Consider the following 24,020-nt stretch of genomic DNA (forward strand, 5'->3'; position numbering starts at 1 on the left):
CAAAGCTAATAACTTTGATAACCAAGGAAATACGAGCCCCAGCTTTGTCAAAGTTTTTTGCGTGATCACTCACTTCATCCACTCAAAATAAAAGGTACTTCCCAGCCCCAGTTTGGAGTCTATTCGTACCGTTCCTCCCTGTTCTTCGACCAGCATCTTCAGGATGTTTAACCCAACGCCGGTGCTGCTTTCCTGTAGGGTTGCTTCAGCCCGGCCCCGCCGGAATAGGTTAAACATAACGGCCTGATCGTCATCAGAAACGCCGGGGCCATTATCTTTTACGAAGAACTCTACTGAATCCCCTTTGTCCTGACAACCGATTTCAATGAGGCCACTGGTTTTGTCACTGTATTTGACCGCGTTGCTAATCAGGTTCTGGAACACCTGCTGGAGTTTTAGCCGCCTGGTTTGTAAGGTCGGCATTGGCTCGTTAATCTGAATTTGAATATGCGGAGGGGGAAATAATAAACGGATAATCTGGTGGGTCAGCTCCTTGGTATCAACCCGTTCAACCGTTTGCTGATCGACACTCTTCTGCGAATAGGCCAACAGGTCATCAATCATGTTTGACATATAGTAAGCCGCTGACTTAGCCAGCCCCATGTATTCAATTGCTTCTTCCTGTACGAATGCCCCTTCCTCCTGGCGCATTTCCAGTAGCGACAGGATGGCAATCATACCGGTCAGGGGCGACTTGAGGTCGTGGGAAACGGTATAAACAAACCGCTCTAACTGCTTATTTATCCGGTCTAGTTCGGTAACGGTATTTTTTAGATTTTGCTGGTAAAAGTAGATTTTCTCGAAGACGTTTACTTTTGCCTTGGTTACATTTATATTCAGGGGTTTTTGTAAATAATCGACCGCTCCTTCCTGAAATCCTTTCAGCACGTACTGATCTTCTTTGCTGAGTGCCGTAACGAAAATGATGGAAATATTCCTTGTTTTAGGATTGGACTTCAGTAGCTGGGCTACCTCAAATCCATCCATATCCGGCATTTGTACGTCCAGCATGATCAAGCCAATCCGGTCGTTTTTTAGTACCTGCCGCAGGGCTTCGTTTCCGGACGAGGCTTTAATAAAGGTGCGTCCCTCCTGAGCCAGCATCTCTTCCAGCGATATCAGGTTCTCGGGTCGGTCGTCTACCAACAGGATTGTAAATTCGTTTGGTTGGTCAGGTGTGTTCATAGGGAGAGGGGTATGTTGAGCACAAAACAGCATTTACCGGGACAGCCAGACCCGCATCAGTGAAAATAACTGGGTACTGTCAATGGGCTTGGTAATGTAATCGGAAGCACCTGCATTAATGCATTTCTCCCGGTCGCCAGTCATCGCTTTAGCCGTCAGGGCTATTACCGGCAGGGATGAAAACCGGGGGTTAGCCCGAATGTGTCGGGTTGCTTCATAGCCATCCATTTCGGGCATCATAATATCCATCAGGACAATAGCCGTGTCGGGATGCTCATTTAGCTGATCGAGGGCTTCCTGTCCGTCACCCGCTGTAACCACAATCATCTGATTCGCTTCCAGCAGGGTACTCAGGGCAAATACGTTCCGCATATCGTCATCAACGAGTAATACTTTCCGGCCCTGAAACGCTGCCTGATTCACATCAGGCGTGGTGGCTACGGATATGGCCGGCGGGCTGGCCTGGGGTAGGAGGCTACGAACGGGAACGCTTCCCGGCTTATTCGTCAGCAGGTTGTTTGGCAGTACCAATGTGTTTGTGCCCCCGTTATTCAGGTAATTTTTAATCGAGGACAGTACATTTTCCAGTTCTTTTTTCTCAACGGGTTTGGTGGTATAGGACAGTATATCGTCACCTGATGCGGCTGGCCCATCCGTTGCCGAGATAATATGAATGGGGATGTGGCTTAAGGTATCATCATGCTGGATTATTTTAAGTAGGTCCCAGCCATTCATAATGGGAAGGCCCATATCCAGAATAATGGCCGAGGGGTTGTATTGGCGTGCGTACTGCAGGCCCTCATCTCCCCGTAAAGCAATAAGCGTTTTGAAATTTTTATCCCGGGCAAACTCCTGAAGGATACCGGCAAAAGCCGGGTCATCTTCAATAATGAGGATGATGTTATCACCCGGCTCCAGATTAGACCGGTCATCGGCGGGTGGGGATGGCTGAGTTGAGACCGCAGGCGATGTGATGGTGCTTAACAAGGAGCCATTGATGGGGACTGGCTCCCTATCTGGCCCCACACCCAGGGGTAAGTACACGGTAAAGGTACTGCCAACGCCCACTTCGCTCTGCAGGCTGAATTCGCCACCCAGCCTGCGAACAAGTTCTTTGCTGATGGACAAGCCGAGGCCTGTACCACCAAATTTACGGCTAATGGAGCCGTCGACCTGCTGGAAGGCTTCAAAAATGATCTGCTGTTTTTCCGGTGAGATGCCAATACCCGTGTCTGTAACGGAAAAAGCCAGCAGGGGGTAAGGCACCGATGAATTGTTTACCAGAGGCTTGGTAGGCTGATTGACTACGTCCAGGACCAGACTGACTGAACCGCCTTTGGGGGTAAATTTTACCGCATTGGAAAGCAGGTTTTTGATGATTTGTTCCAGCCGCTGTCTGTCTGTCCAAACAGTGTCCGGCACCTTATCGCCAATTTTTGTTGATAGATGTATCCCCTTCTCATTCGCTACAACGCCGAACAACTGGTTCATGTCTTCGGCAATGTCGGCAATGGGAGCCTGCTCAAACAGGAGTTCTATTTTACCGGCTTCAATCTTGGACAGGTCCAGAATGTCGTTAATGAGTTCGAGCAGATCGGAGCCGGATTTATAAATAATATTGGCGTATTCAATTTGCTTATCTACCAGGTTCTGCTGTTTGTTTTCGGCCAGGAGTCGGGCCAGAATTAACACACTGTTCAGGGGGGTACGGAGTTCGTGAGACATATTGGCCAGGAACTCCGACTTGAATTTACTGCTTTCTTCCAGTTCCCGGGCTTTGTTTGTCAGCTCCTGCTGTGCGCTCTCAACGGCTTTATTGCGCTCCCGTAGCTCACTGTTAATCTGCCTTAATTCTTCTTCCTGAACCATTAGCTCCCGCTCTGATACCTGTAGGACTTCGGCCTGCCGTGTTAGTTCATTATTTGATTGCTGAAGAATATCCTGCTGATTTTCGAGTTCTTCTTTTTGTTCCTGAACCTGCTGTAACAAGGCCCGCACTTTTTCATGATCATCCACGGCATTAATGGCCACGGCAATATTGTTGGCTACGGAGGTGAGCAGTAAAAGTGCCTGATCGCCAAGCGGCCTGAATGTAGCCAGCTCCATAACGCCTTTTAGGGATTTATTATACCAGAGTGGTAAAAAGACAACCTGCCCTGGCCGGGCCTTACTACTACCCGCCTGAATTTCCCAAAAGTTAAGGGGTATGTCGTTTACTACGGTTAGCGTACGTACCATAGCGGCCTGACCTACCAGCCCCTCGCCCAACGCATAAATTCTCTGACTATGACCCGGCAGTGCTACGGATGCATTTAACTGAAGATTACCGTTTTTTTCGCTGTAACAGTAAAAACCACTGGCCGGTAAATCCAGGTACGTTGTTAGTATCGTTAGAATGGACTGAGACAGCGACGTGACGTCGCTCACCTGTTGCAGATTGTCATTGATAACCGACATGCCCGTAAGCAGCCAGTTTCTATCCGTGCTAAGCTGATTGAGGTGTTCAAGTTTCTTATTGTTTTCCTGTAAAGCAGCCTGCGCTCTCCGGTTGCCACTAAACTCCTTGATGGTGAAGTAAATAAGCGACAGAACAATTAGCAGGGTTAGTAAACTACTCAGGATGAGTTCGTAGGTAGCCTGCGTAACCAAGGCCTCATTTTCACTCTCCCGTTGGGTCAGTAATAGACGCTCCGTTCGAATAACCTGGGCCAACTCGTTTTTAATTTTATCACTAAAGGCTTTTTGCCGGACAATCAAATCAACGAACTCCTCCTGGTTATACTGACTGAGCTTGCTATAGGTCTGTTTATTCCAGAACACTAACAACGTCTCGACATTGGCATCAATCCGGTTTACCCGATCAGCCTGTATTGGGTTGTCGACCGTAAGTACCTTTAATTCGTTGATGGTCGGATTGATACTTCGTAAGGCATCGTTGTACGCATACAGAAACTGCTCAATACCCGTGCTGCGGTACCCAATGCGACCAGTTTCCATGTCGGCGATCAGTTTCTCGATGATTCTGGTCCGGTTGAGTACCTGATACGTATGTTCCACCCAGTTGCCAGATTCCAACTGCCGCTGAAAAGTCTGGTAGGAAAGTAATCCGCTCAGGAAGACGAGCAGAATAGCGACGGAGAAACCCAGGTATAAACGGTTTGGTAACGAAACTTTCATCAGTCAATAAGGAGTTTGCAGAGGGGCAATGGATAAATAGCGGGTTGTAGCGTACAATAACGTGCAAGCGCGGTACCAGCCGGGCATCGCCCCAGTTAATTTAGGAAGTTAAGCCAGCATGTAAGGTGGCTTTGGGTTAAAGGTCCTGCCTTATTTTATTTTATCAAATATAAGGTAACTTCAAATAACTTTGTCTGTCACTAGATGCGCTTCGTGTGAAACTCATTCCTGCCTCTCCAGATTCCCAAAGTCAACCGTCCCGTATTGCCCCGTTTGCCGAACTTTCAGTAGTCTGGTTAATCAGTATTATCAGCTGCCGAATTGGCGAGCTGGTTTACAATAGTGTCGTTCAGGGTGTGCCCGGCACGTTGCTGAAAACGGTAGCCGTTGCCTTTCTGGCCGATCTGGTTTATTTCCTGCAGAGTTCATGCCTGCTATTCGTCATTTATTTGTTGCTGACTTTCCTGTCCGTGAAGTTGGCGCGGGTGGTTTATACTATTCTCTGTTTATTCCTGACCCTGATACAGATAGGGCTAACGGTTTATTTTGGAAAAACGTCCGTATTGCTGGGGGCAGACCTGTACAGCTATTCGTCCGCTGAAATCAGGCAGACCGTTGGGGCGGCCGGGGGGCTGAGTATCGGCTTGCTGTTCGCTGTAGCCGGAGTTATTGGGCTGGTCATTCTTATTTTTCGGCTCCTGGTCAATCGTATTCAGGTAAGGCCGGGCTGGTCGTTTGGTCTGGCAGGAGTAGGCGCACTGGCCTTGTTGTTCAACGTGGGCGAGGGGAGTGCCATGCCCGTACTTAAAACGGATTATGCCAATAATCTGGTCATCAACAAACCCGCTTATCTGGCGCGGGCAACCCTGACCCGATTCAGCGGAAAAACGGATGACAGCGTGGATATTTACGCCGATGCCTACATTGGCGATTATGGCGTAACGAACAGCGCAGTCGGTATTACAGCCGTTAATTACCTGGCCGAAAATCAGTACCCGTTTCTACATAAAGAGGAAACGCCGGACGTGCTGGGTCCTTTTTTTACTACCGCGCCCACCCCACCCAACGTAGTCATCCTACTGGTGGAAGGCCTGGGGCGGGCTTTTACCGGACCCGATGCGTACCTGGGTAGCTTCACGCCCTTTGTCGATTCTCTGGCGCAGCAGAGTCTGTACTGGGAAAATTTCCTGAGTGAAGGCGGACGGACGTTCGCGGTGCTGCCTTCCATTCTGGGGTCGCTACCGTTTGGGCAGCAGGGCTTTGCGGATTTGGGCACCCAGATGCCGGATCACCTTTCACTGCCAGGTATTCTAAAGAAAAACGGGTACGAGTCGGCCTTTTACTACGGCGGCAATGCCAGCTTCGACAACATGAGTGCCCTTCTTCGCAAGGAGGGCGTGGCCCGAATTGTTGATGAGCCGACCTTTGGTGCCGGTTACCAGACCATGCCGGGGGCCAATGGCTTTACCTGGGGGTATGGCGACAAAGAGTTGTTCCGGCACTTCCTCGCCGTAAATTCCCCTACCGATACGCAGCCGAAACTCCAGGTGCTACTGACGGTATCTACCCACGATCCATTCCGCATCAATGAGCAGGAACGTTATTTGAAGAAAGCTGAGCAACGATTTACCGCCTTGAACCTGACGCCTGATCAGCAACGGGACCGGCGTAACTACCGTTATCAGTTTGCATCCATTCTATACACCGATGATGCACTCCGGGAGTTTTTTGCAGCCTATCGTAAACGGCCTGATTTTGACCGGACCATCTTCCTGATTACCGGCGACCATCGGATGCCCGAGATTCCCATGACTACCAAACTGGACCGGTATCATGTGCCGCTTATTGTGTACTCACCCCTGCTGAAGCGCCGGGCTACCTTCCGCTCCATTTCCACCCATTTCGATATTGCGCCAACGCTCCTGGCTTTCCTCCAAAATAACTACAACCTGAAAACACCCCCGGTTGTAAGCTGGCTGGGAACCGGCATTGACACCACCCGTCAGTTCCAGAATAGTCATGCCTATCCACTCAAAATGACGAAGGCAGAAACGGTCGATTTCGTGATGGGACCGTACATGCTGAATCAGAATACGCTGTATCGGATCAGTAACAACATGAACCTCGAATCGATAAACGAACCCAGCCAGTTAAGCCAGCTAAATGCGACCTTCGATCTGTTTAAACGGAAAAACGACCGCTTCCAGAATAGCAAACTGTTGCCAGATTCTCTGTTGAAAACCTATAATTGATAAGTTTGTCGTGCCGTTGTATAGTTAATTCAAGCGTTGTCTACGGATTGGAGCGGGTGGTTTTGGCCTGTTTGCGGGTGTAAGCATCTTCCAGAATGCGGGTGAGCATAGGCTGGTAGGCTCGCCAGAAAAATCCTTTGCGCTCGGTAAGTCCTTCGGTCATGTAGGCGAACGGTGCCAGCCACTCGATACCCCGGAAATAGGCCGATGACATGCTGATGGGATTGTCGCAGAAGTCGCCCGCGAAGTAATAGAAGCCGTAATCCGGCGCATCGTGCATGAGGATGGCCGGAAACCGGGTGGGCAGGGCGAAGCGGGCCAGTTCCCGTTTACCCGCTTCGTTGGGGTAGATTTCGTAGTGGGCAATTTCCTGATTGACCCGTGGGTTATAGGTAAGTACATCAAACCAGTACGTGTACCGAATCCGGCGGGGGAGCCCAAATTTCGCCTGGCCAACGTCCGAGGCCAGCATCTGCGGCACGTTTCGGGCCAGGTGGGTATCTTCTTCCAGAATGACAACCTCGTCCTTCTCCGACACATAGACCACACCGGATTTCGTGAACGGCCATTGCCCTTTGTGCTGCCGCTTGTAGTTCCGGACCAGCCACTGGGGCATTTCCTGGTTCACGGTGGTGTCCAGCGAATCGAAATAACGACCAATCCAACCCGTCCAGCGCACACCAAATGTCGACTCGAACTGATTCCGGACGGCCGGGTCGGTAGGGGAGTTGATGTCGTTGAACTCCGCGATAACCAGCTTGTGATTCTGTTTCATCAGCGACAGAAAATCGACGTCTTTCCGACTCATCCCCCCGTAAATGATACCGGAGCGTTCGGAGGGGGTATTGCTCTGGAACCACTCCTGCCGGTATATACCGTACGTATCGGTGTAGTAGGCCAGGTCGCTGTCGCGGCTTAGCTGAGCCAGTTGCTGGTGCGTAAATCGTTCGAGTCCCTTAATCCGGTATTGTTGATTCTCCAGCGGAAAGAAGCCGAAATAGTCCTGGTCAATTCGGTATCCACGCTGTTTTGTCTTGGTAAAACGCTGGTGGTTCAACACCCAGGTCAGGGATATGTGCTCCTGCCCATCGGGGCGAAGCACGGTTTTATCGACAATGGCAGCCACCAGCGGGCGTTTGGAGGTCAGCCACCACGCCAGCCACATCCAGAAAGGAATCAGGAGGATAAACGCCGGAATGAAGTAAAACAGGTTTCTCTTACGCATAAAGCCGGTAGGTTACGCTAAAATCGCTGACGGAGGACGAAATTGATCCCCCACTGGTTGCCACGCGGCCGGTTACTCTGTTCCTCACCGTACCAGGAGGCCACGACAGACGGAATCCAGTGCTGGTGGAAACTCTTTCGGAACTCAATACTGGCCCGTTGGGAGCCCAGTTTCCGGATATCCTGCCCCAGCAGGGCGTTCCGGGCTTCGTCAGGCGAGATACCGGTTCCGCCTGCCACGGCAATGAAGTCATCGGCCGCACCAAAGTAGTACCGCACCGTGCCGATGTACGTCTGCGAGATATCGCGGTTGCCGGGAACGAGGTACGTGCGCAGGTTGAACCAGAAACTACCCGCATACTTGCTGGCCGACAGGGTATAGATCCACGTGGCGTCAGAAAATTTCAGGTATCGGAAACCCGCTTCGGCTTCAAAGCTTTTGGGTAAATTGGCGTACAGGGAGAAACCAGCCCTGAAACGCGGAAAAACGGGCTCATTTCCCGAAAAACCCACGTTCAGGTAACTGTAAAAGGTTTTGCTGATGTGTGGGTAGGCATCAATTTCGGTTTGAAATCCACTGGCTCCAAAGCGGTTGGCGTAGTTAAGCTGCCCGGTAACGGAGCCAACCGGGGTGGAGCGGCTATACGAAACACTCGCCAGTTGCCAGGGACTTGTGTGCAGCGCGTCGTTATAATTCCTGTCAAAATACAGGTAATCGTAGCCGACAATAATCATATTTTTGCTGGCCGCCCATTTGAGCCGGTCCGCCAGGGCTCTGGCATCGGAATTGTCCGGGTTTTTCTGCACTACCTGGGCGGCAATCGTGTACGCTTCTGCCGTTCGTTTGAGATCGTTCAAAACCCGGGCTTTTTTTAGCTGGAGGTCAACATCTGCCGGGTAATGGCGCAGGGCGGTGTTGCAGTAGACCAGCGCCTGCTCGGGCCTGTCATTCCAGAACTCCAGGTCTGTTGCGGCACTCAGCGCATCTTTGTTGCTTGAATCCTTTGCCAGCACCTGCGAGAACTGTTGCCGGGCTTCCGGTAGCTTGTTACTCCAGGTGTAAAGCCGCCCCATAAACGTCCGTATCTCCGCGTAGTCGGGGCTTTTTGCCAATGCCTGCTGACTGAGCGCAAGGGCACGGGGATAATCTTTATCGTCGAAGGCGGCTTGCCGGGCCTGTTTGAAGAGCTCATCGGAGCCCGGTTCCGACTGCGCACAGGCGGGGAGCTGGCAGAGCAAACAGGTCACAAACAGCAGGTAAATGATTTTCACAGTACGGTTGATTAAGTGATGATTTGTTAACTGGATGGAGTAGGCGTGGCGGGTTTACTAAGGCCCTGGCGGGTCATGCTGCCCCAGCCTTTTTTACCGCGCAGGTAGTCTATATTCCCCTGAATACTACTGTACACTGTGAACGGGTGGTAGAAAAACGGTTCTATCAACGCAATCACGAGCAACCGGCCTAGGTCGCGCCTGCTGCGGTACTGTAGGTACGTTTTCTGATCCACCCAGATGGCCAGACAGGACAGGCAAACGGCATAGCTGTAGACGGTGGCTAGCAGCAGCCAGAAACTGGAACCGTTGATAATGCCCAGTATCCATAAAATGATGCTGAAAATCAATCCCAGCGATTCAATGATGGGGGCCAGCCACTCATACAGAAACCAGAAGGGGTAGCTGATCATACCCATGACGCGGTAATCCGGGTTGAAGAATACTTTTCGGTGAAACTTCAGGCAGTCCATTAGTCCCCGGGTCCAGCGGTTTCGCTGCCGCCCCAGAATATCCCAACTCGTAGGCCCTTCGGTCCAGCACAGCGGATCGGGAATGTAGCGCACGGCATAGGATTGTTTGCGTTCCTCCATCATGCGTCGCATCCGCATAACGAGCTCCATGTCTTCGCCCACGGTTTTATGCGAGTAGCCTCCGGCCTCTACCACGGTTTGTTTATCAAACAGTCCCAGGGCTCCTGAAATAAGCAGCAGCCCATTAATATTGGCCCAGGCCACCCGGCTCAGCAAAAAAGCCCGCATGTATTCCAGCACTTGCGCTCTGGCAATGAGGTTGCGGGGTACGTTGATCTCAATGAGCCGTCCATCACTGATAACACAGTCATTGGCCAGCCGAATAACCCCTCCGGTGGCAATCACCTTCTGATCGGTTTCTTCCAGAAACGGTTTAATCATTCGCAACAGCGCATCGCGTTCAAGCACACAGTCTACGTCAATACAGGCAAACAGTTGCCCGGCGCAGACGTTAATGCCCGCGTTGAGGGCATCGGACTTGCCGCCATTGCGCTTGTCCACCACCGTCAGGTGCGAAACGGCCTCATCCTGTGCTTTGTAAACTCCTATGATTTCCTTGCATTCCACCTGCTGCTGCACCAGAAATGACGTTTTCTCCAGCTTGTAAGCATCAATCAGGCGCTGTAGTGTTTCATCTTTACTACCATCGTTCACGATTACTACTTCAAAATTCGGGTATTCCAGGGCCAGCAACGATTTGGCATTATCGACAATATTGAGGGCTTCGTTGTAGGCAGGGGCAATAATGGATATTTTCGGGGAGAGGGGCGAGGTTAGAATCTGGCGAAAGTCAACAAACGATGCTTCGGCAACGTGCTTTCTGATAACGCGGTATGATGCCAGTGCCGAAACAATATAGATCAGCATGAGCAGCAGCGTATACAGCAGAAAAATATAGGACAGAATGTCGGCCCAGAAACTGAGATTCATCGTAGTTTAGGGTCAAACAAATGGTCAATATAGTTTGGGTTGCTGCTTAGCTGGCCGAGCTCTATTTTCGTTAGCCCCAGTTCCTTCAACGCACTCAGGGCACTTAGCTGAACGATGGGGTCAGTATGTGCCGTGTAGGGGCCAAGGAGCCTCACAAGATCCGGGTCGCCCTGATTGCCCAGTACCCTTATGGCAGTACGAAGCCGGTCGCCGGTTGCCTGGTGCATGTAACGTATCAGGAAGGGGATGGCTTCGGGTGAGCCTAAATAGTCAAAGGCATCCAGTACCGCCATTTGCACCTTTTTGTCCGGGTGTTGAAGCAGGTTTCCCAGTTTCAGCACCTGATCAAAGCGGTTGAAGTGGCGGCAAAGGCGAACGCCAAAGAGCACCCAGCCTGCATGGGCAGAGGTTAGCCAACTCTCGAATGGAGGGAGTTGCTCGGTGTTCAGTCGCCGGAATCGTTCCAGCAGTACGATCTGCTCCCAATCGGACAGGTGGGCGCTGTTATAATCGATTTCCTGTAGCCAGGACTGATCCCCTAGGGCAACCATAGCAGTAATCAATTCGAGCCGGAGTGTACTGTTTTTTGTTTTGAGTTTGTGTTTCAGGAGGGGTAAGGCCTCCTCCATCTGAAGTTGACCAATGATTTGGGTAGCATAGGTCTGCTGGTACCAGTGTCGGCTTTTGAGGAGCTTATAACAAAGCTGGTGAAGGTCGAGGCCGGTAAGCAGCTGGCGCAGGGCAGACTGTCCCTCCTGCCGAAGTAACTTACTGGTGGCAAAAATTACGTTAAGGATAATTTTTCCGGCCCCTGGGTCTTTTTTTAACTCTTCCTGAAAGGCACTAGTCAGTTCCCGGATGGAATAATCGCCTGCCAGCCAGATAGCGATTCCGTCTTCAATTCGTGCCTGCAGGGCATCAGCCCACCATTTTCGGCGGTTACGAATCAACATCAGCCCGATTACATGAGCCACTAAAAAAACGGCCGTTAGGGTCGAAATGACGACCAGCGTCAGTAAGAGCAACTGAAAAGGACTTAGGGAGTCTAGCCAGGTATTCTCAAGATCAACTATCCACTCAGTCTGGCTCATGCGCATCATTATGGGCGGCTAGCGGCTTTTCAGGTGCTTCCGGACGCGGCTGACTAACTCGTTGGGGCTGAAGGGCTTCAGGGCGAAATCGTCGGCACCAAGACTAAATGCTTTCAAGACCGTTTGCTCCTGACCGGATGCCGAAAGGACAAGGACCGGAATGCGGCTGCTGAGTGATTTTTTTACGTACTCCAGCACTTCTAATCCACTGTGATAAGGCATCATCAAATCGGTAATGACCAGGTCAGGCGTCGTGGTCCGAAGAAATTCCAGTGCCTGTTTACCGTCACTGGCAGCCAGTATCGTGAAGCCTTCTTTCTGCAATCGATAAGACAACATTTTCAGTACGAGTGCTTCGTCTTCAGCGATTAAAATAGTGTACGTTTTACTAGTTGGCTCACCTTCCATGGAATAAAGTTAACTATAACTATATTTACTATGGCTATTGGGTATAGTAAATATTAATTATATGGTGGTATATAATATTTATGGACACATACACCTATTAGGTAATGATGTCTGACTCCAATTTGTGTTCCAGTATACGGAGACAGTTGTTAATGTCCTGGAACAAACCTGCTAACCGGGCCGCTAAAGTAAGGTTAAATTCCTGGCCTTCGCTTTCCATTTCTTTCAGGCGCACTGCCAGGCTCAGCATAGCCAGTGAGTTGAGCGAAGAACGGAATTTATGGGCGGTCTGATTAAAAGCAGTACGGTCCTGTGCCTCAATTGCTTCGAATAATGCCCGTCGATACTGCGGTAAATCCCGGGTAAACAATGAAAGTAAGTCGGCAAGTAATTCATTATCTCCGTCTGTAACCTCATTCAGGTAAGCCCAGTCAATGAGTTCTTTCTCCGTGTTTGCTGTATGGCTATCCGGACTGGCAGCGGCAGGAAGTTTAAATCCCGGCGCAAATAAAGCCAGAATTTCGTCGATTTGTTCCATACGCACGGGTTTAGCCAGGTATGCATTCATGCCGGTAGCCAGGCAACGCTCACGTTCGCCCGGCATGGTATAGGCCGTCATGGCAATGATAGGTGTGGTAAGGGCAAGGTCCTGCCGAATAACTTGTGTGGCGGTGTAACCGTCCATTTCCGGCATCTGAATATCCATTAGAATCAGGTCGAACGTCCTGTGTGCCAGCATGGCTACGGCTTCGAGGCCGTTATTGGCTATCACTGGCTTGAGTTGATAGCGCATCATAAAGCCCTCCATGACTTTCTGATTCATTTCATTGTCTTCAACGACCAGTACATCAATGGTTGACCGGCTGGTGGTGGAATCGAGTGGCGGAACCGGCAGGGGCGGGGGCGCTAAAGCTGGTGCTGGCGCCACTGTCTGGGGTATAACAAACGGTATCCGGATGGTGAAGGTAGTGCCCTGACCCAAACTGCTTTTTACATCGATTATACCATTCATCAGGCTAACCAGACTCTGGGCTATATTGATGCCTAAACCTGTACCTGCCGACCGGAACAAATCATCCGAGAAAACGCGGCTAAACCGGTTAAAAATATGGTCCTGATTCTCGTCGTCCATACCAACTCCTGAGTCCTCGATACAGAACACCACGGTTGTTTGCTCAGGCTGGCTGGACGGTTCTGGATATACACTTAGTTTGATAAATCCTTCTTTGGTAAATTTAACGGCATTGGCGCCGATATTCAACAGGATTTGGGTAAGCCTTAAGGGGTCGGCCAGCAAAACCGGGGGAACAGCCGGGTCTATCTGTACTTCGTACCGAAGGCCTTTTTCGCCTGCTTTGGCTGACAGGTGGGTTTCTATAGTCTGTATGAGTTCATACGTAGCAGTTGGTACGGGCTCCAGCACCAACTGCCCCGACTCGATTCTGGATATATCCAGTAACTCATTAATCAGGGCCAACAGGTTATTTCCCGATAGCTTTATGCCATTGAGGTACTCCTGCTCATCGGGAGCCATTCGTTTTTGGCGGAGGAGTTCTGTAAAGCCCAATATGGCGTTAAGGGGCGTTCGGATATCATGGCTGATGTTAGCCAGGAAAATTTCCCGTTCCTGCAACGATTGTTCTGCAATGGTACGGGCCTGCTGTAGTTCCTGCTCTTTCTGATTCGCTTCGGTAATATCACGAAAGATGGAAATAGCCCCGATAAGCTGGTCCTCCCGGTCGTAAAGAGGGCGGGCTTGTGACGTTATTACCCGGGAGCCGCTTTCCGTTTCCAGCAGCATATTGTCCGTTGAAATAATCTCGCCCTTCAGGGCCCGGCTTAGTGGAATATCGTCCGGCTGAAACGGTTCTCTCGAATCGGCGTAGGCCAGGCGAAACCGCCTGGCGAGGTCAGACAGGTACAGGTTTGATTCAGTTGGGAGAATAGTCAGCATTTGCTGAGCTGCCTGATTGGTATAAACAAGTTGTTTGTCCGTGTTCAGCACAATAACGCCTTCCGGAATGGCCTCCAGGTACTGAGTAAGCTCTTTCTGACGGTCAATTACCTGTTTGGTGAGCCGCTCCCGGCGTAGCGTGTAGCGGTAAAAAACGATTAACAGCGCCGTGGCAAGCAGTAATAGCACACTGTCAACAATGGTGTTGAGGGTCCGCATGACCGCAATGTGACCGCTAATCTGCTTCTGACTACCCAGCAGGTTGTCGCTCAGTGCCAGCCGAAATGTTCGCAGCATCCGTACTAATTGCTGAATTTTTTGGCTGGCATTATCGGAGTTTCGGATTATATCGGCCTGGAGTACAACGTCAGCCTCAGCCTTCAACTGACGGGCTAACGGATTGAATTCGGGGGTGTCCTGCGTCAGCGTAACCAGCGAGTCGAGCAGTGGTCGTATGGCCGCTTTCGTACGGGCAGACTGGTTTGCCCGCAATATAGCCTGGGCGGTTGGATCGGGTAACTGGGCGTGCAGCGGATAGCCAAGTTCTATCGTTAATTCGATGGTATTGTTCAGAACGGCAATTGTCTGAATGACAGACTGACTACCTCTGCTTACGTTACTAAAAGTAGTGGCTTCGTAATAATGGCGAATGGTCAACAGGATGATGGCTATGCCAAAACCGGTAAACAGCGCAATGCGGACGGTCTGATTCCGGATGGTTAGTTTCATCAGCTAAATAATCGCCAAAGGCAGGGATTGGTATAACGTTTGTTCCTTTTTGTTACTTTTCAAGTCAGAACAAACCAGTTAGTCTGCCTGTATGTAGCTTGTATAATCGATATAAAGCTACCAATCATTATTGAGGGTAAAAAGTTAACCTCGTAACCTATGAGGAGTGCTTATCCATTTGATGAATTTCCTGGCCAACTACCGGAGTACCCTGCTGGCAAATTGAATACCTATTGGTATGGGGGGAAAACAAGTTTACTTTACTGAACATTTACTAACTGAGCACTTTACTTTCTTAAATCCAATGAAATCTGCTCCGGCACCGGCCGACGAATCAGCCCGACTTGAAGCCCTTACGGGGTACAATCTACTGGATTCATCCCCTGAAGATATCTACGACGATGTAACTCAACTCGCTTCCGAAATTTGCCGTACGCCAATTTCACTGATCAGCTTAGTGGACGAGAACCGACAGTGGTTTAAGTCCAAACAAAGACTCGCGTCGGATGAGACTAAACGGGAGTACTCATTTTGTGCGCATGCCATTCTGAATCCCAGCGAGATTCTTATTGTTCCTGATGCCCGGGAGGATGAACGGTTTTCAGATAATCCATTAACTACCGGGCAGCCCCGGGTTGTTTTCTACGCCGGTGTGCCCTTAGTTAATCCTGAAGGGTATCCATTGGGAACGTTGTGCGTAATCGATAACCGCCCGCGTACCCTAACGGAGAACCAGTTACTATCGTTGCGGGCCCTGGCCCGGTTAGTGAATACCCATTTCGAATTAAGAAAGACTAAAAGAGAGCTGGAAGATACACAGGCCAGATTGACAGTAGCTGATTCAGCCGCGTCTGCGTCAACAGAACGGCTGGTCAGAAGGCTGCAACCCATGGCAGAAGTAATACAGGATAACGTAGAACGGCTGGTTAATCAAGCTCCCCGTCCCGATCAGATGGATACCCTTACTGCCTTACAGCGAGCAGGAACGGCATTGAACGAGGCTCTCACAGACATTGGCTTAGATAGACCGTAAGATAAATTTAAAAGAAAGTTTCTTTATTATTTGATTGAAGAGCTGTGCGTAACGGTTTAGTATATTAATATTTATGGCTTTAAAAGTAAAGTTACATAATAACGTTAATTTGGTTGGTCATGAAATACTCTTTACCTGGTACGCTGCTTTTATCACTCGTCATGCTGGTAAGCTGTCAATTAGATACAATTGATCCCGTGGCACCTCGTTCTGCCGAATCGGCCCGTAAAGCAGTTGTGGCGCCACCCGCCTACCGGGGTATTTATGTGGATGGGTTCAACGCTATCCTTGGCAACACCGTTCTGGAAGATTCCTTGCTCAACTGGTGCGTGAGCAACAACGTGAACGCCCTTAGTTTATACGACCTTAACACGGTAATGGGGAATGAACGGTATACAGATTTGGCCCTGTTCATGCAGAAAGCACGAGTCACATACGGTGTTAATCAGGTGGCCGCTGTGCGGGGAACGGCGGCTAATTTTCAGCAGAACGCCAGTTATGATGCATCCAGAACCAACCTGAACGAGCGGTTTACGACCTATAATCTGGAAAATGAATGGTGGAACAATGGGCCTGCCTGCGATTTTAACTGCTATACGTCTATCCTGCAAACCATGAGTAATAAGGCGAGAGCTGCCTCGCCCCAGATAACGACCGAAGCGTATATAGGGTGGTTTCAGAACCCTACGGGGCAGGACCTACAACAGGCCAAAACGCTGGTGCGCTGGCTGGACCGCATTCTGGTCCACGACTACCGGCCCAACCCCCAGTTTGGTTATATGCAGAGCCGCCTGTCCACGATTGGCAAAGCTGCCCAAAGCCAGAACCGGGTAATGGATATCATTGTACTATTTAGTGCCGAACCCGAATTTATGCAGGATTACTATAGTGTCAGCGGCCAGAACCACTCCTTTGACGAAGCCTACACCGACATCATGAATCAGTTCAATGCCGCTACTTTTACGGGTAAAAGCAATGTGCGTCTGATTGGCTATCAGGTGTTTGCCTATTCTTTCGCCAAACAGGCCAGGCCCACTTATATTTCCCTTTATCAATAAAGTGTGATTGGTTGTAGTGAAACCTGATTGATATACCAGTCGTGTATTGTACACGAATTACCCCCGATTCCGTCAGTAATTACTGTCTGGATCGGGGGTAATTCATTTGCCCAGCTATAAGCCCGGGTAGGTAACACGATTTTTAACCCTGGACTATTGATGAACGTTTATTGATTTAGGCGTAAAAACCGGATTTTTGCCTGTTGATAAGCGTATTTATACGCTTTGATGCTGTTTTGGCAAGGGTTTACTTTGTCCTGTCTTCACCTAGCAAGTTTATGTATAACTGCCTGGGTGTCAACTGGAATAGGATAAACAACTACCCCCATGATGACGCATCACCACCTCACCCCATTTTTATGCCTGGCTGCTGGTTTTTCGGCAGCACAGGCACAGCCAACCGTCGCCCTAAACACAACACGGCACACTACCGAGTCGGTAACATCCGGAATTTCCCCGCGCAAAACACTGGCCGGGGAGTCGCCGGTTTACGTTAAAATCTATGGTTTCTATGGCTTATTGACTCCAGGATCGCAGGTAGAATCCAGTTCCTCATCAATCTCAACGGGCACCACTACATCGTCCTTCAAAACAAACAGCAAAGGCCTGGGAGCGGGGCCACGGGCGGGTATCGGTATCGGTGCAATCGTGAGTGAGTTTATCAATCTTGGAATCGATGCCGAAATGATGTTGGGAGCGGACCTGAAGACTGATAACACTTATGTTGGAAGTAATTATAAGTATACCAGTACGAATAAAACCACTTTCCGGGTCTTATCCATTATACCCAATATTACGTTTAAGGCACTGTCACGTCCTTCGTATTATATTTATAATCGATTGGGTCTCGTTGGAGGGATCGTCCTCGATTATAAAACGGTTCAAACGAGTCTCAACGTACCCACAACGGGAGCGAGTACCACTGGCGAATATACGGCAGACTTTAAAAAAACGACCATTGCCTTCGGCTACCAGGCTGCTTTGGGTGTTCAGTTCAGAATAAGCCAGAGTTTACGGGGTTTTGCTGAAGTAGTTGCTTACAATCAGTCATTCCAGCCGAAAGAAATCCAGAATAGTAGCGTCAGTACTAAAAGTGGGGTAGCAACCAAAAGTAATACTATTACCCAATACAAGGACGAAGGTATCTATTCCAGTAGTCCACCCTATCAGGCACCAAGTTATAATATAGCGATGAACAGTGTGGGCGTGAGTGCGGGGATCCTGTTCCGGTTTTAACGACTATTCCGCTATGCCACAGCCTTACTATACTCTGCCACTACGCCTGGATGAGGTAATACAGCACAAGCCGCACCCTACCTGCTCGACACCCCAGTCGATAGCTCAGAATCTGTACCTGATGTTGACGACGCACTTTAGCGAGTCTCGATTCGATGAAACATTTGGCTGTAGTTTGTGGGACGAAGACTTTGCCAATCAGTCAAACAGTCGATGGAAGGAAGATATTCGTCAGTCCATAGAAGCATCGGTCCTCGACCACGAAAAAAGGCTGACACAGGTCCGTATTCGCGTTGATATCATGGATCAGGAAATTCAACTCAGCCGAACGAATCGTCGGGTCAAACGGCGGCTTAGTGTCTGGATCGACGGAGTTCTAACGCGAACGAACGAGCCGTTTTCGTTTCAGCGCAGTCTGTTTCTGGCTCCACTTTCAACAGAGTAAGTTTCATTTTTATAGCCAATAGGTTAGGGTGGTGGGAAGAGACTCCCCTTCGCTTTAAACTACTATGGTGCCGGGTAGTAAGGCCAGTTCGGGCAACCAGTCAGGCGATCTGGCACAAACAATAAACCGCAAACAACAAACCACCTATGGCTACTGATCTTGTTTCGGAGGGGTTCACCCGCGAACGGGTAAAAAACCGGATGTTGCGCCGGGCTGCCGATCTGTGGGGGTATACAGAGACCGATCTCGACAGTTTCGACCCGTTAGTGGCCTTACTGATTGAAGCCTGTTCCGTAGAATTTGAGCGGGTGTCCATTGAGATGGGTAGTACCCAAACCCGATTGCTGGACCGATTAGCCCAAATTATGCATCCGGAACCGGATGTGCCCCGGCCCGCATTTGGTATAGCGCAGCTACGCTCGGTTGAACCCCAGGCTGTGGTCCCTGTCACGGCCCAGCTGTGTTATAAACGGGCCGGAACCAGCCGTGCCGATTCGGCCAGTGCAGCCGAGATGTATTTTTCGCCCATCGTCTCTTCTCCGGTTGTTAACGGAGCCATTCGGTATATGGCTACCACTGAAACGCTGTTTCAGATGGATGAGGGAACGCAGAAAATGCCCATAGCTCAGCAACAGGGTGCGCCCGTCGTACTGCCCTACCAATCCCTCTGGCTTGGCCTGGAATTGGACGAACGGGTTGAATCACTGGAAGGGCTATCCTTCTTCTTCGACTGGCCTGCCGATACCCGGCCGGAGGCCTGCCAATCTATACCCGCCGGCAGTTCATGGCGGTTGGGGGGGCAGGCATTAACCGTTCGAACGGGTTTGCCGGGTCAGGATATGTCGGTATATCCGGCCACTTCATTCGTGAGCGAATTTGATGTTATGCACAAGGTTGAAAAACAAGCCTTGTCGGCATTGGAGCGCCAATTCGTAACGATAGATGCGGCTCCTCTATTCAAATCCATCCCATCCCTCCAACAATCGTATCCGCCAGCTGTAGGGCAATGGTTTGCCGAGCGCGATTTGCGGTTGCTTCGGGAGCCGCTATGGTGGATCGAACTGCAACTGCCGCATACGGTTAGTACCCAGGCTTTGCCGGGGATGGTGGTGGGGCTGAATGGCGTGCCCGTCATGAATCGGCGGCTCCATCGGATCACGTATCGGCTGCAGCAAAACCTCAATATTATACCCCTCGAAACAGAGCAGTATTTTTTGGCAATGCGGGAGGTGCGAACCAGTAAAGACTGTCCGCTAACGGCTATTCCGCTGGGAAGCCTGACGGATTTGGCCGCTGGCACCTACACTGTTCAGTACGGCGTTAGCCGGTTCGACGACCGGGATTCCCGGCAGACGCTCATCAATTTGCAGGACCTACTGCGCAACGAAAGTGCCGCTTTTGCCGCTCTGGGAGAAGATTTTCTGTCGTCAATTATTCGGGAGTTGAATCAGACACTGGCCCGGCTGGAAGCAAAAGTTGACCAGAAAACCCGTAAACGCGACTCCATTCCCTACCTGGTTATCAAGCCGCAAAAACCGGGCGAAACGGTGTTTGTCGAATACTGGACCTGCGACGGGGAAGCCGCCAACCGATTGCCGGTTGGTAGTCGGCTCAGTCCCTACGCCGATAGTTCGCTTCGTAAAGAGGCTGCTTTTCTACTAACAGCCACTACAGGAGGGCGGGAGCGTCCAAAAGAGGCCGAAAAAATTACCCAGTATAAGCAGGCTCTATTGACGCGTAATCGCATCGTCACCCTCGAGGACGTCCGGGCCGTGTGCCAGACCGAGTTAGGGCAACATATCCGGTCAATGCAGGTGGAGCGGGCTTTTCGTATTGATCCAGCGCCCGCCAACGGTTTTCAACGGTGCATCCGGGTGAGTCTGGAGCCTTCGGCCACGAGCACCTATACCCCCGCCGACTGGCAGCAACAGGCTACACTACTGGAACGTAACCTGGAATCGCAGTCGGTGGGAATGTTACCTTTTCAGGTCCTTATCCTATAGCATTGAGCAAACCCGCGCAGCCACAGGCTACGTTGAAACGGGATAGTTTGGGTCAACTAGTTCGGCGGGTTGCCACCCGCATCATAGAAAATCAGTATTGAATGGAACCGTTAGAGAGCTACGCCAACCGCCTGGATCACCTGCCGGAAGACCTCCGGGCCGAGGTGGTATTGGCAGATATGCTCGAAGACGGCATATCGCTCGACGAGCTGATTATTAACCCCCTGGGGGCCTTCAAACGAACATTTGGCCGTGATATCAGTCAGGCCCAGTGGGTGGAAGCGCAACACAAGGTGCAGCGGTGGCTACAGATTGACCTCAATCGGGGTAGCTTGTACGACCTATTGCCTGAAGGAGTCTTTCATCAGCCAACCAGCAACGATACCGAATCCTCAAAAGAAGCCACGCTACGGGAAATGAGTGTTCAGCAACAGCGTGAACGGGCTGCCCGGCTTTTTTTTCTGCCTATCGAACAGGAGTTTTTTCGGCAGCGTATTCGGATAGAGCAGGAGCAGCGCACGTTTCTGTACGGTACCGATAACCTGCTGGACTGGTTCTGGAATTTACCGGATTTCCTGACACCCGCCCAGCTAAGACGACTTCTGTACCTGCTGCCGGTTATGTATCGGATAGCGGGTGACCTGGCTGCCATGATAGACTGCTTCGAACAACTGGTTGAGGAGCGCGTGAGCCTACGACTCGACTCACGCGGAATGGAACAGGTACAGGCTGATTTTGCCCGGTTGGGTCAGTGGCAACTGGGGAATGACTCGGTCTTGGATGGCTGGCTGCACGACGAAGGCCCGCTACTCCGCATTACGGTTCATATCGACCGCAGCGAACGGATGAGTGAGTATTTGCCTGGACAAAATGGGCTAAAACTGATTGAATGGCTGGCTGGCTATGTGGTGCCACTGGATGCCGCTTATCGAATTGATCTTGATACGTCAGCTTTGGATGATGGATTTATATTTTCTGATGAATCTGTTTTCGGACGGCTGGATTTTACGACATATGTATAAGATGCAGGATGTATCAGCGTGACCATGTACATCCTGCATCCCATCGCTATCCTAAACAAAAATAACCCCCTCCATCGATGACTGTACCTGAACTTACTTACCCACCCGTTAACTGGATTGACGGCATGAAAATAGCCCGGCGGCACTTTACCGAGTGGGAAAACTTTATGCATGATCAACTGCGCGACAGTAATGCACTGGGACTATCCCGGTTCCGATACGGTATTTTGCCCGCCGAAAACTCCCTCGATGTGCAGATTCAGTGCGATTTTAACGAACAGATAAAAGTAAAACTGAAGAGCTGTCGGGCTATTAGCCCACACGGTGGCCGAATCGACTACCACAATCTGACAGATTCGCTGACCTGTACCACTTCATTCACCACTTTGGCCGAAACGTATGGCTTGCAAACCGGAAAACCCCAGACCTTCGATGTTGTGCTAACGGTTGACCCGTTCAACCGAATTCCCATCGGCGAACCGCTCCTAACCGAAACTCCCCCCCGGCATCCTCATACCCGGCCCGAATACAGGCTCGATGTGGTGCCCTCTGCTCAAATCCGCCCCGGCGAACTGAGTTACCAATTGATTGTGGGGCGGGTCCGGTATGGAAATGGCGAAGTGCAGCCCGATGCCGATTACCTGCCTGCCTGTACGTCGGTCTATAGTTTACCACGGCTCCAGCAATGGCATCAGCAGTTTGGCAAGCATCTCGAATCGCTGGAAACCAACGCCTACAAAATTTTGCAGCGCAGTAAAGAGCGGGACCCTAAAAATGCCCTGCAAAGCAGTACTCTGCTGATGGCCGAGCGAATGGCGTTCATCCTGGGCGACATCAGTACCCGTTTTAGCTGGATCATACCCTACGAACCACCCGTTCAGATGGCCGAAGCATTGCTGCGACCCATTCAGGCGGTTCGGGTAGTCATGACCATGCTGAGTGGACGGGAGCGGGAAGAGTTTATCGGGTACATCAGTGAATGGGCGGACCTGACACCGGGTGCCCTGGAAGCCCAGCTTAACGCAACGCTGCAACTGCCTTATGAGCATACCGAACTGAACACACTGCTGACCGAACTGGATACCTTTTACCGAACGCTATCGAACGTGTTTTATAAACTGGCGCAGTTGGATTTTATTGGCAAACGCAAGGGGCAAAACGTATTTATCATTGAACATGAAGTGAAAGAAACACCGCCCGAAAAGCCACGTTCGCGCTGGAGCCCGCTGGGATAGACCGGTTTCTAAGGGGCTGAACCGCTTAATAAGTAGATGTAAGTGGCTGTCCTGAAATAAATTAACATTGACTGTCATTACAACACTCATGGTATTTCGTAGGCATAATGGTCAGTCAATAGTCATCGATTTTCATTGACAGCAAACAACAGATAGTGACTATTAACTGACACACCGTGAATGACCATTCAATCACTATACACTTGATCTATGGAACCACTCAATAAATCCGAACGACAGCAGGCTTTTGGCCAATTTCTGGGGATATACTGCCTTTCTCTCAGTGTACCACTACTGGCGGTATACTGGTTATTTAGTGCCCCGAACTATGTCCTGAAGCAGGAAAATGCCCGGCTCACTGAAACCCTGAACGAACAAACCCAAAAGCTGACGAAGCCGATGGATATGGTTTCCGCTAATTTAAAAACCCTCGAGACAACGGATCAGGCTTACCTGAAAGCAACAGACATAGAAAGGGGTAGCTTAAAAACGCAGCTTTCCGATCTGGAAAGTGGCCTGCAACAACAGGTAAATGGGCTAAAGGCCGATACCGCACAGCTACAACCCCTCAATAAACAGCTTTCCCACAGTGTTATTGGCGCCTACAATGCCGTGCTGACGTACCGTAACAGCATCAGTTACCTGCGCGACTTACTGGAAAGAAAAGGGATTGATGCCAGTCAGGTCGATAAGCTAACGGCGGCACTTACCCAGGTCCGGCAGGAAAACGAAATGCTCAGGATTGTGGCAACCAAACCAGCCGCAGCACCAGCACCATCGGCTGCCCCGGCTCAGGCTCCATCGGGGGGCGGGAATGGAGTACTGGCCGCTCAATATCTGTCGCAGTTTCAGGAATGTACAGGCCGAATGGTAGCTGCTCAAAATCGCATTAAGGAGTTACAGGACCAGTTGAAAGTGGCTGGTAATAATAGTGCCGCACCCGCTTCGGCACCGTCGGGTGTCTCCCGGGCTGATGTGGAGATGGATATCATTGATCGGTGTGAGAAAAAAGCAGATGCTATCAACAAACCACCCCTTTGGCGACGACCACTCTATGAATTCGCGGTGGAAACGCTTGAAAAGAATACCCGGCCGGATGCCAAACAACGCCTGACCGCCATTAACGAAAAGCTGCGTCGGTTAGGCTCCGATTAATTGATAAACGCATAATTGTAATACGTTGTAGCGGGTAAGAACCCGCTGGTTGCCACTGATTTGCCCTTTCCACCCTTT

General features: G+C 50.5%; 17 protein-coding genes. 9 read left to right on the forward strand and 8 right to left on the reverse strand.

The genetic code is table 11. From position 1 onward, the window contains the following. Positions 1 to 69: 69 nt before the first annotated feature. Positions 70 to 1,185: a hybrid sensor histidine kinase/response regulator gene (locus tag B156_RS0115585; protein ID WP_018620687.1), complete on the reverse strand. Its 1,116-nt coding sequence runs from the start codon at positions 1,183 to 1,185 to the stop codon at positions 70 to 72. A 33-nt stretch (positions 1,186 to 1,218) separates the two neighbouring features. Next, positions 1,219 to 4,362 carry a response regulator gene (locus B156_RS0115590; protein WP_018620688.1) on the reverse strand — a complete coding sequence of 1,048 codons (3,144 nt, stop codon included), beginning with the start codon at positions 4,360 to 4,362 and terminating at the stop codon, positions 1,219 to 1,221. A 215-nt stretch (positions 4,363 to 4,577) separates the two neighbouring features. On the opposite strand from B156_RS0115590, the gene B156_RS0115595 reads away from it, so the two are divergent. Next, complete coding sequence (locus B156_RS0115595; protein ID WP_018620689.1) at positions 4,578 to 6,614, forward strand: LTA synthase family protein; 2,037 nt, start codon at positions 4,578 to 4,580, stop codon at positions 6,612 to 6,614. 40 nt (positions 6,615 to 6,654) lie between these two features. Here B156_RS0115595 and B156_RS0115600 read toward each other — a convergent pair whose 3' ends face one another. The 6 genes from B156_RS0115600 to B156_RS0115625 all read right to left on the reverse strand — a co-directional run bounded on the left by B156_RS0115600 (position 6,655) and on the right by B156_RS0115625 (position 14,755). After that, the gene (locus B156_RS0115600; RefSeq protein WP_018620690.1) at positions 6,655 to 7,839 is read right to left on the reverse strand and encodes a hypothetical protein; all 1,185 of its coding nucleotides are present in this window, start codon (positions 7,837 to 7,839) and stop codon (positions 6,655 to 6,657) included. A gap of 17 nt (positions 7,840 to 7,856) precedes the next feature. Beyond that, complete coding sequence (locus B156_RS0115605) at positions 7,857 to 9,110, reverse strand: YaiO family outer membrane beta-barrel protein (RefSeq protein ID WP_018620691.1); 1,254 nt, start codon at positions 9,108 to 9,110, stop codon at positions 7,857 to 7,859. Positions 9,111 to 9,136: 26 nt separating this feature from the next. Beyond that, entirely contained in the window at positions 9,137 to 10,573 is a 1,437-nt protein-coding gene (locus B156_RS0115610; RefSeq protein ID WP_018620692.1) for a glycosyltransferase family 2 protein, read from the reverse strand. Beyond that, the gene (locus B156_RS0115615) at positions 10,570 to 11,664 is read right to left on the reverse strand and encodes a HEAT repeat domain-containing protein (RefSeq protein ID WP_018620693.1); all 1,095 of its coding nucleotides are present in this window, start codon (positions 11,662 to 11,664) and stop codon (positions 10,570 to 10,572) included. The genes B156_RS0115610 and B156_RS0115615 overlap by 4 nt, the downstream gene beginning before the upstream one ends. A gap of 18 nt (positions 11,665 to 11,682) precedes the next feature. After that, on the reverse strand, positions 11,683 to 12,072 hold the full coding sequence (locus tag B156_RS0115620) for a response regulator transcription factor (RefSeq protein WP_018620694.1): 390 nt from the start codon (positions 12,070 to 12,072) through the stop codon (positions 11,683 to 11,685). A gap of 97 nt (positions 12,073 to 12,169) precedes the next feature. Then, positions 12,170 to 14,755 carry a hybrid sensor histidine kinase/response regulator gene (locus B156_RS0115625; protein ID WP_018620695.1) on the reverse strand — a complete coding sequence of 862 codons (2,586 nt, stop codon included), beginning with the start codon at positions 14,753 to 14,755 and terminating at the stop codon, positions 12,170 to 12,172. A gap of 304 nt (positions 14,756 to 15,059) precedes the next feature. On the opposite strand from B156_RS0115625, the gene B156_RS0115630 reads away from it, so the two are divergent. The 8 genes from B156_RS0115630 (at position 15,060) to B156_RS0115670 (ending at position 23,942) form a co-directional block, all read left to right on the forward strand. Continuing rightward, positions 15,060 to 15,788 (forward strand): GAF domain-containing protein, encoded by a 729-nt coding sequence (locus B156_RS0115630; protein ID WP_018620696.1) that lies wholly within the window; start codon positions 15,060 to 15,062, stop codon positions 15,786 to 15,788. 119 nt (positions 15,789 to 15,907) lie between these two features. Next, entirely contained in the window at positions 15,908 to 16,846 is a 939-nt protein-coding gene (locus tag B156_RS0115635) for a hypothetical protein (protein WP_018620697.1), read from the forward strand. A 327-nt stretch (positions 16,847 to 17,173) separates the two neighbouring features. Then, the gene (locus B156_RS0115640) at positions 17,174 to 18,082 is read left to right on the forward strand and encodes a hypothetical protein (RefSeq protein ID WP_018620698.1); all 909 of its coding nucleotides are present in this window, start codon (positions 17,174 to 17,176) and stop codon (positions 18,080 to 18,082) included. A 13-nt stretch (positions 18,083 to 18,095) separates the two neighbouring features. Continuing rightward, positions 18,096 to 18,527: a GPW/gp25 family protein gene (locus B156_RS0115645; protein WP_018620699.1), complete on the forward strand. Its 432-nt coding sequence runs from the start codon at positions 18,096 to 18,098 to the stop codon at positions 18,525 to 18,527. 146 nt (positions 18,528 to 18,673) lie between these two features. Further along, positions 18,674 to 20,530, forward strand: coding sequence for a type VI secretion system baseplate subunit TssF (locus B156_RS0115655; protein ID WP_018620701.1), 1,857 nt, complete (start codon positions 18,674 to 18,676; stop codon positions 20,528 to 20,530). A 101-nt stretch (positions 20,531 to 20,631) separates the two neighbouring features. Next, positions 20,632 to 21,552: a hypothetical protein gene (locus B156_RS0115660; RefSeq protein ID WP_018620702.1), complete on the forward strand. Its 921-nt coding sequence runs from the start codon at positions 20,632 to 20,634 to the stop codon at positions 21,550 to 21,552. 77 nt (positions 21,553 to 21,629) lie between these two features. Beyond that, positions 21,630 to 22,787: a hypothetical protein gene (locus tag B156_RS0115665; protein WP_018620703.1), complete on the forward strand. Its 1,158-nt coding sequence runs from the start codon at positions 21,630 to 21,632 to the stop codon at positions 22,785 to 22,787. Between the two features lie 210 nt (positions 22,788 to 22,997). Continuing rightward, positions 22,998 to 23,942: a hypothetical protein gene (locus B156_RS0115670; protein ID WP_018620704.1), complete on the forward strand. Its 945-nt coding sequence runs from the start codon at positions 22,998 to 23,000 to the stop codon at positions 23,940 to 23,942. Positions 23,943 to 24,020 lie beyond the last annotated feature (78 nt).

Origin of the sequence: Spirosoma luteum DSM 19990, from assembly GCF_000374065.1 — a bacterium.
Classification (GTDB): Bacteria; Bacteroidota; Bacteroidia; order Cytophagales; family Spirosomataceae; genus Spirosoma; species Spirosoma luteum.

Bases quoted from the DNA above. Each gene is read 5' to 3' on its own strand.
- B156_RS0115660 (WP_018620702.1), top strand. From the start codon at position 20,632: ATGGAACCGTTAGAGAGCTACGCCAACCGCCTGGATCACCTGCCGGAA.
- B156_RS0115655 (WP_018620701.1), top strand. From the start codon at position 18,674: ATGGCTACTGATCTTGTTTCGGAGGGGTTCACCCGCGAACGGGTAAAA.
- B156_RS0115620 (WP_018620694.1), bottom strand. From the start codon at position 12,072: ATGGAAGGTGAGCCAACTAGTAAAACGTACACTATTTTAATCGCTGAA.
- B156_RS0115590 (WP_018620688.1), bottom strand. From the start codon at position 4,362: ATGAAAGTTTCGTTACCAAACCGTTTATACCTGGGTTTCTCCGTCGCT.
- B156_RS0115640 (WP_018620698.1), top strand. From the start codon at position 17,174: ATGATGACGCATCACCACCTCACCCCATTTTTATGCCTGGCTGCTGGT.
- B156_RS0115645 (WP_018620699.1), top strand. From the start codon at position 18,096: ATGCCACAGCCTTACTATACTCTGCCACTACGCCTGGATGAGGTAATA.
- B156_RS0115630 (WP_018620696.1), top strand. From the start codon at position 15,060: ATGAAATCTGCTCCGGCACCGGCCGACGAATCAGCCCGACTTGAAGCC.
- B156_RS0115670 (WP_018620704.1), top strand. From the start codon at position 22,998: ATGGAACCACTCAATAAATCCGAACGACAGCAGGCTTTTGGCCAATTT.
- B156_RS0115615 (WP_018620693.1), bottom strand. From the start codon at position 11,664: ATGAGCCAGACTGAGTGGATAGTTGATCTTGAGAATACCTGGCTAGAC.
- B156_RS0115665 (WP_018620703.1), top strand. From the start codon at position 21,630: ATGACTGTACCTGAACTTACTTACCCACCCGTTAACTGGATTGACGGC.
- B156_RS0115585 (WP_018620687.1), bottom strand. From the start codon at position 1,185: ATGAACACACCTGACCAACCAAACGAATTTACAATCCTGTTGGTAGAC.
- B156_RS0115600 (WP_018620690.1), bottom strand. From the start codon at position 7,839: ATGCGTAAGAGAAACCTGTTTTACTTCATTCCGGCGTTTATCCTCCTG.
- B156_RS0115610 (WP_018620692.1), bottom strand. From the start codon at position 10,573: ATGAATCTCAGTTTCTGGGCCGACATTCTGTCCTATATTTTTCTGCTG.
- B156_RS0115635 (WP_018620697.1), top strand. From the start codon at position 15,908: ATGAAATACTCTTTACCTGGTACGCTGCTTTTATCACTCGTCATGCTG.
- B156_RS0115625 (WP_018620695.1), bottom strand. From the start codon at position 14,755: ATGAAACTAACCATCCGGAATCAGACCGTCCGCATTGCGCTGTTTACC.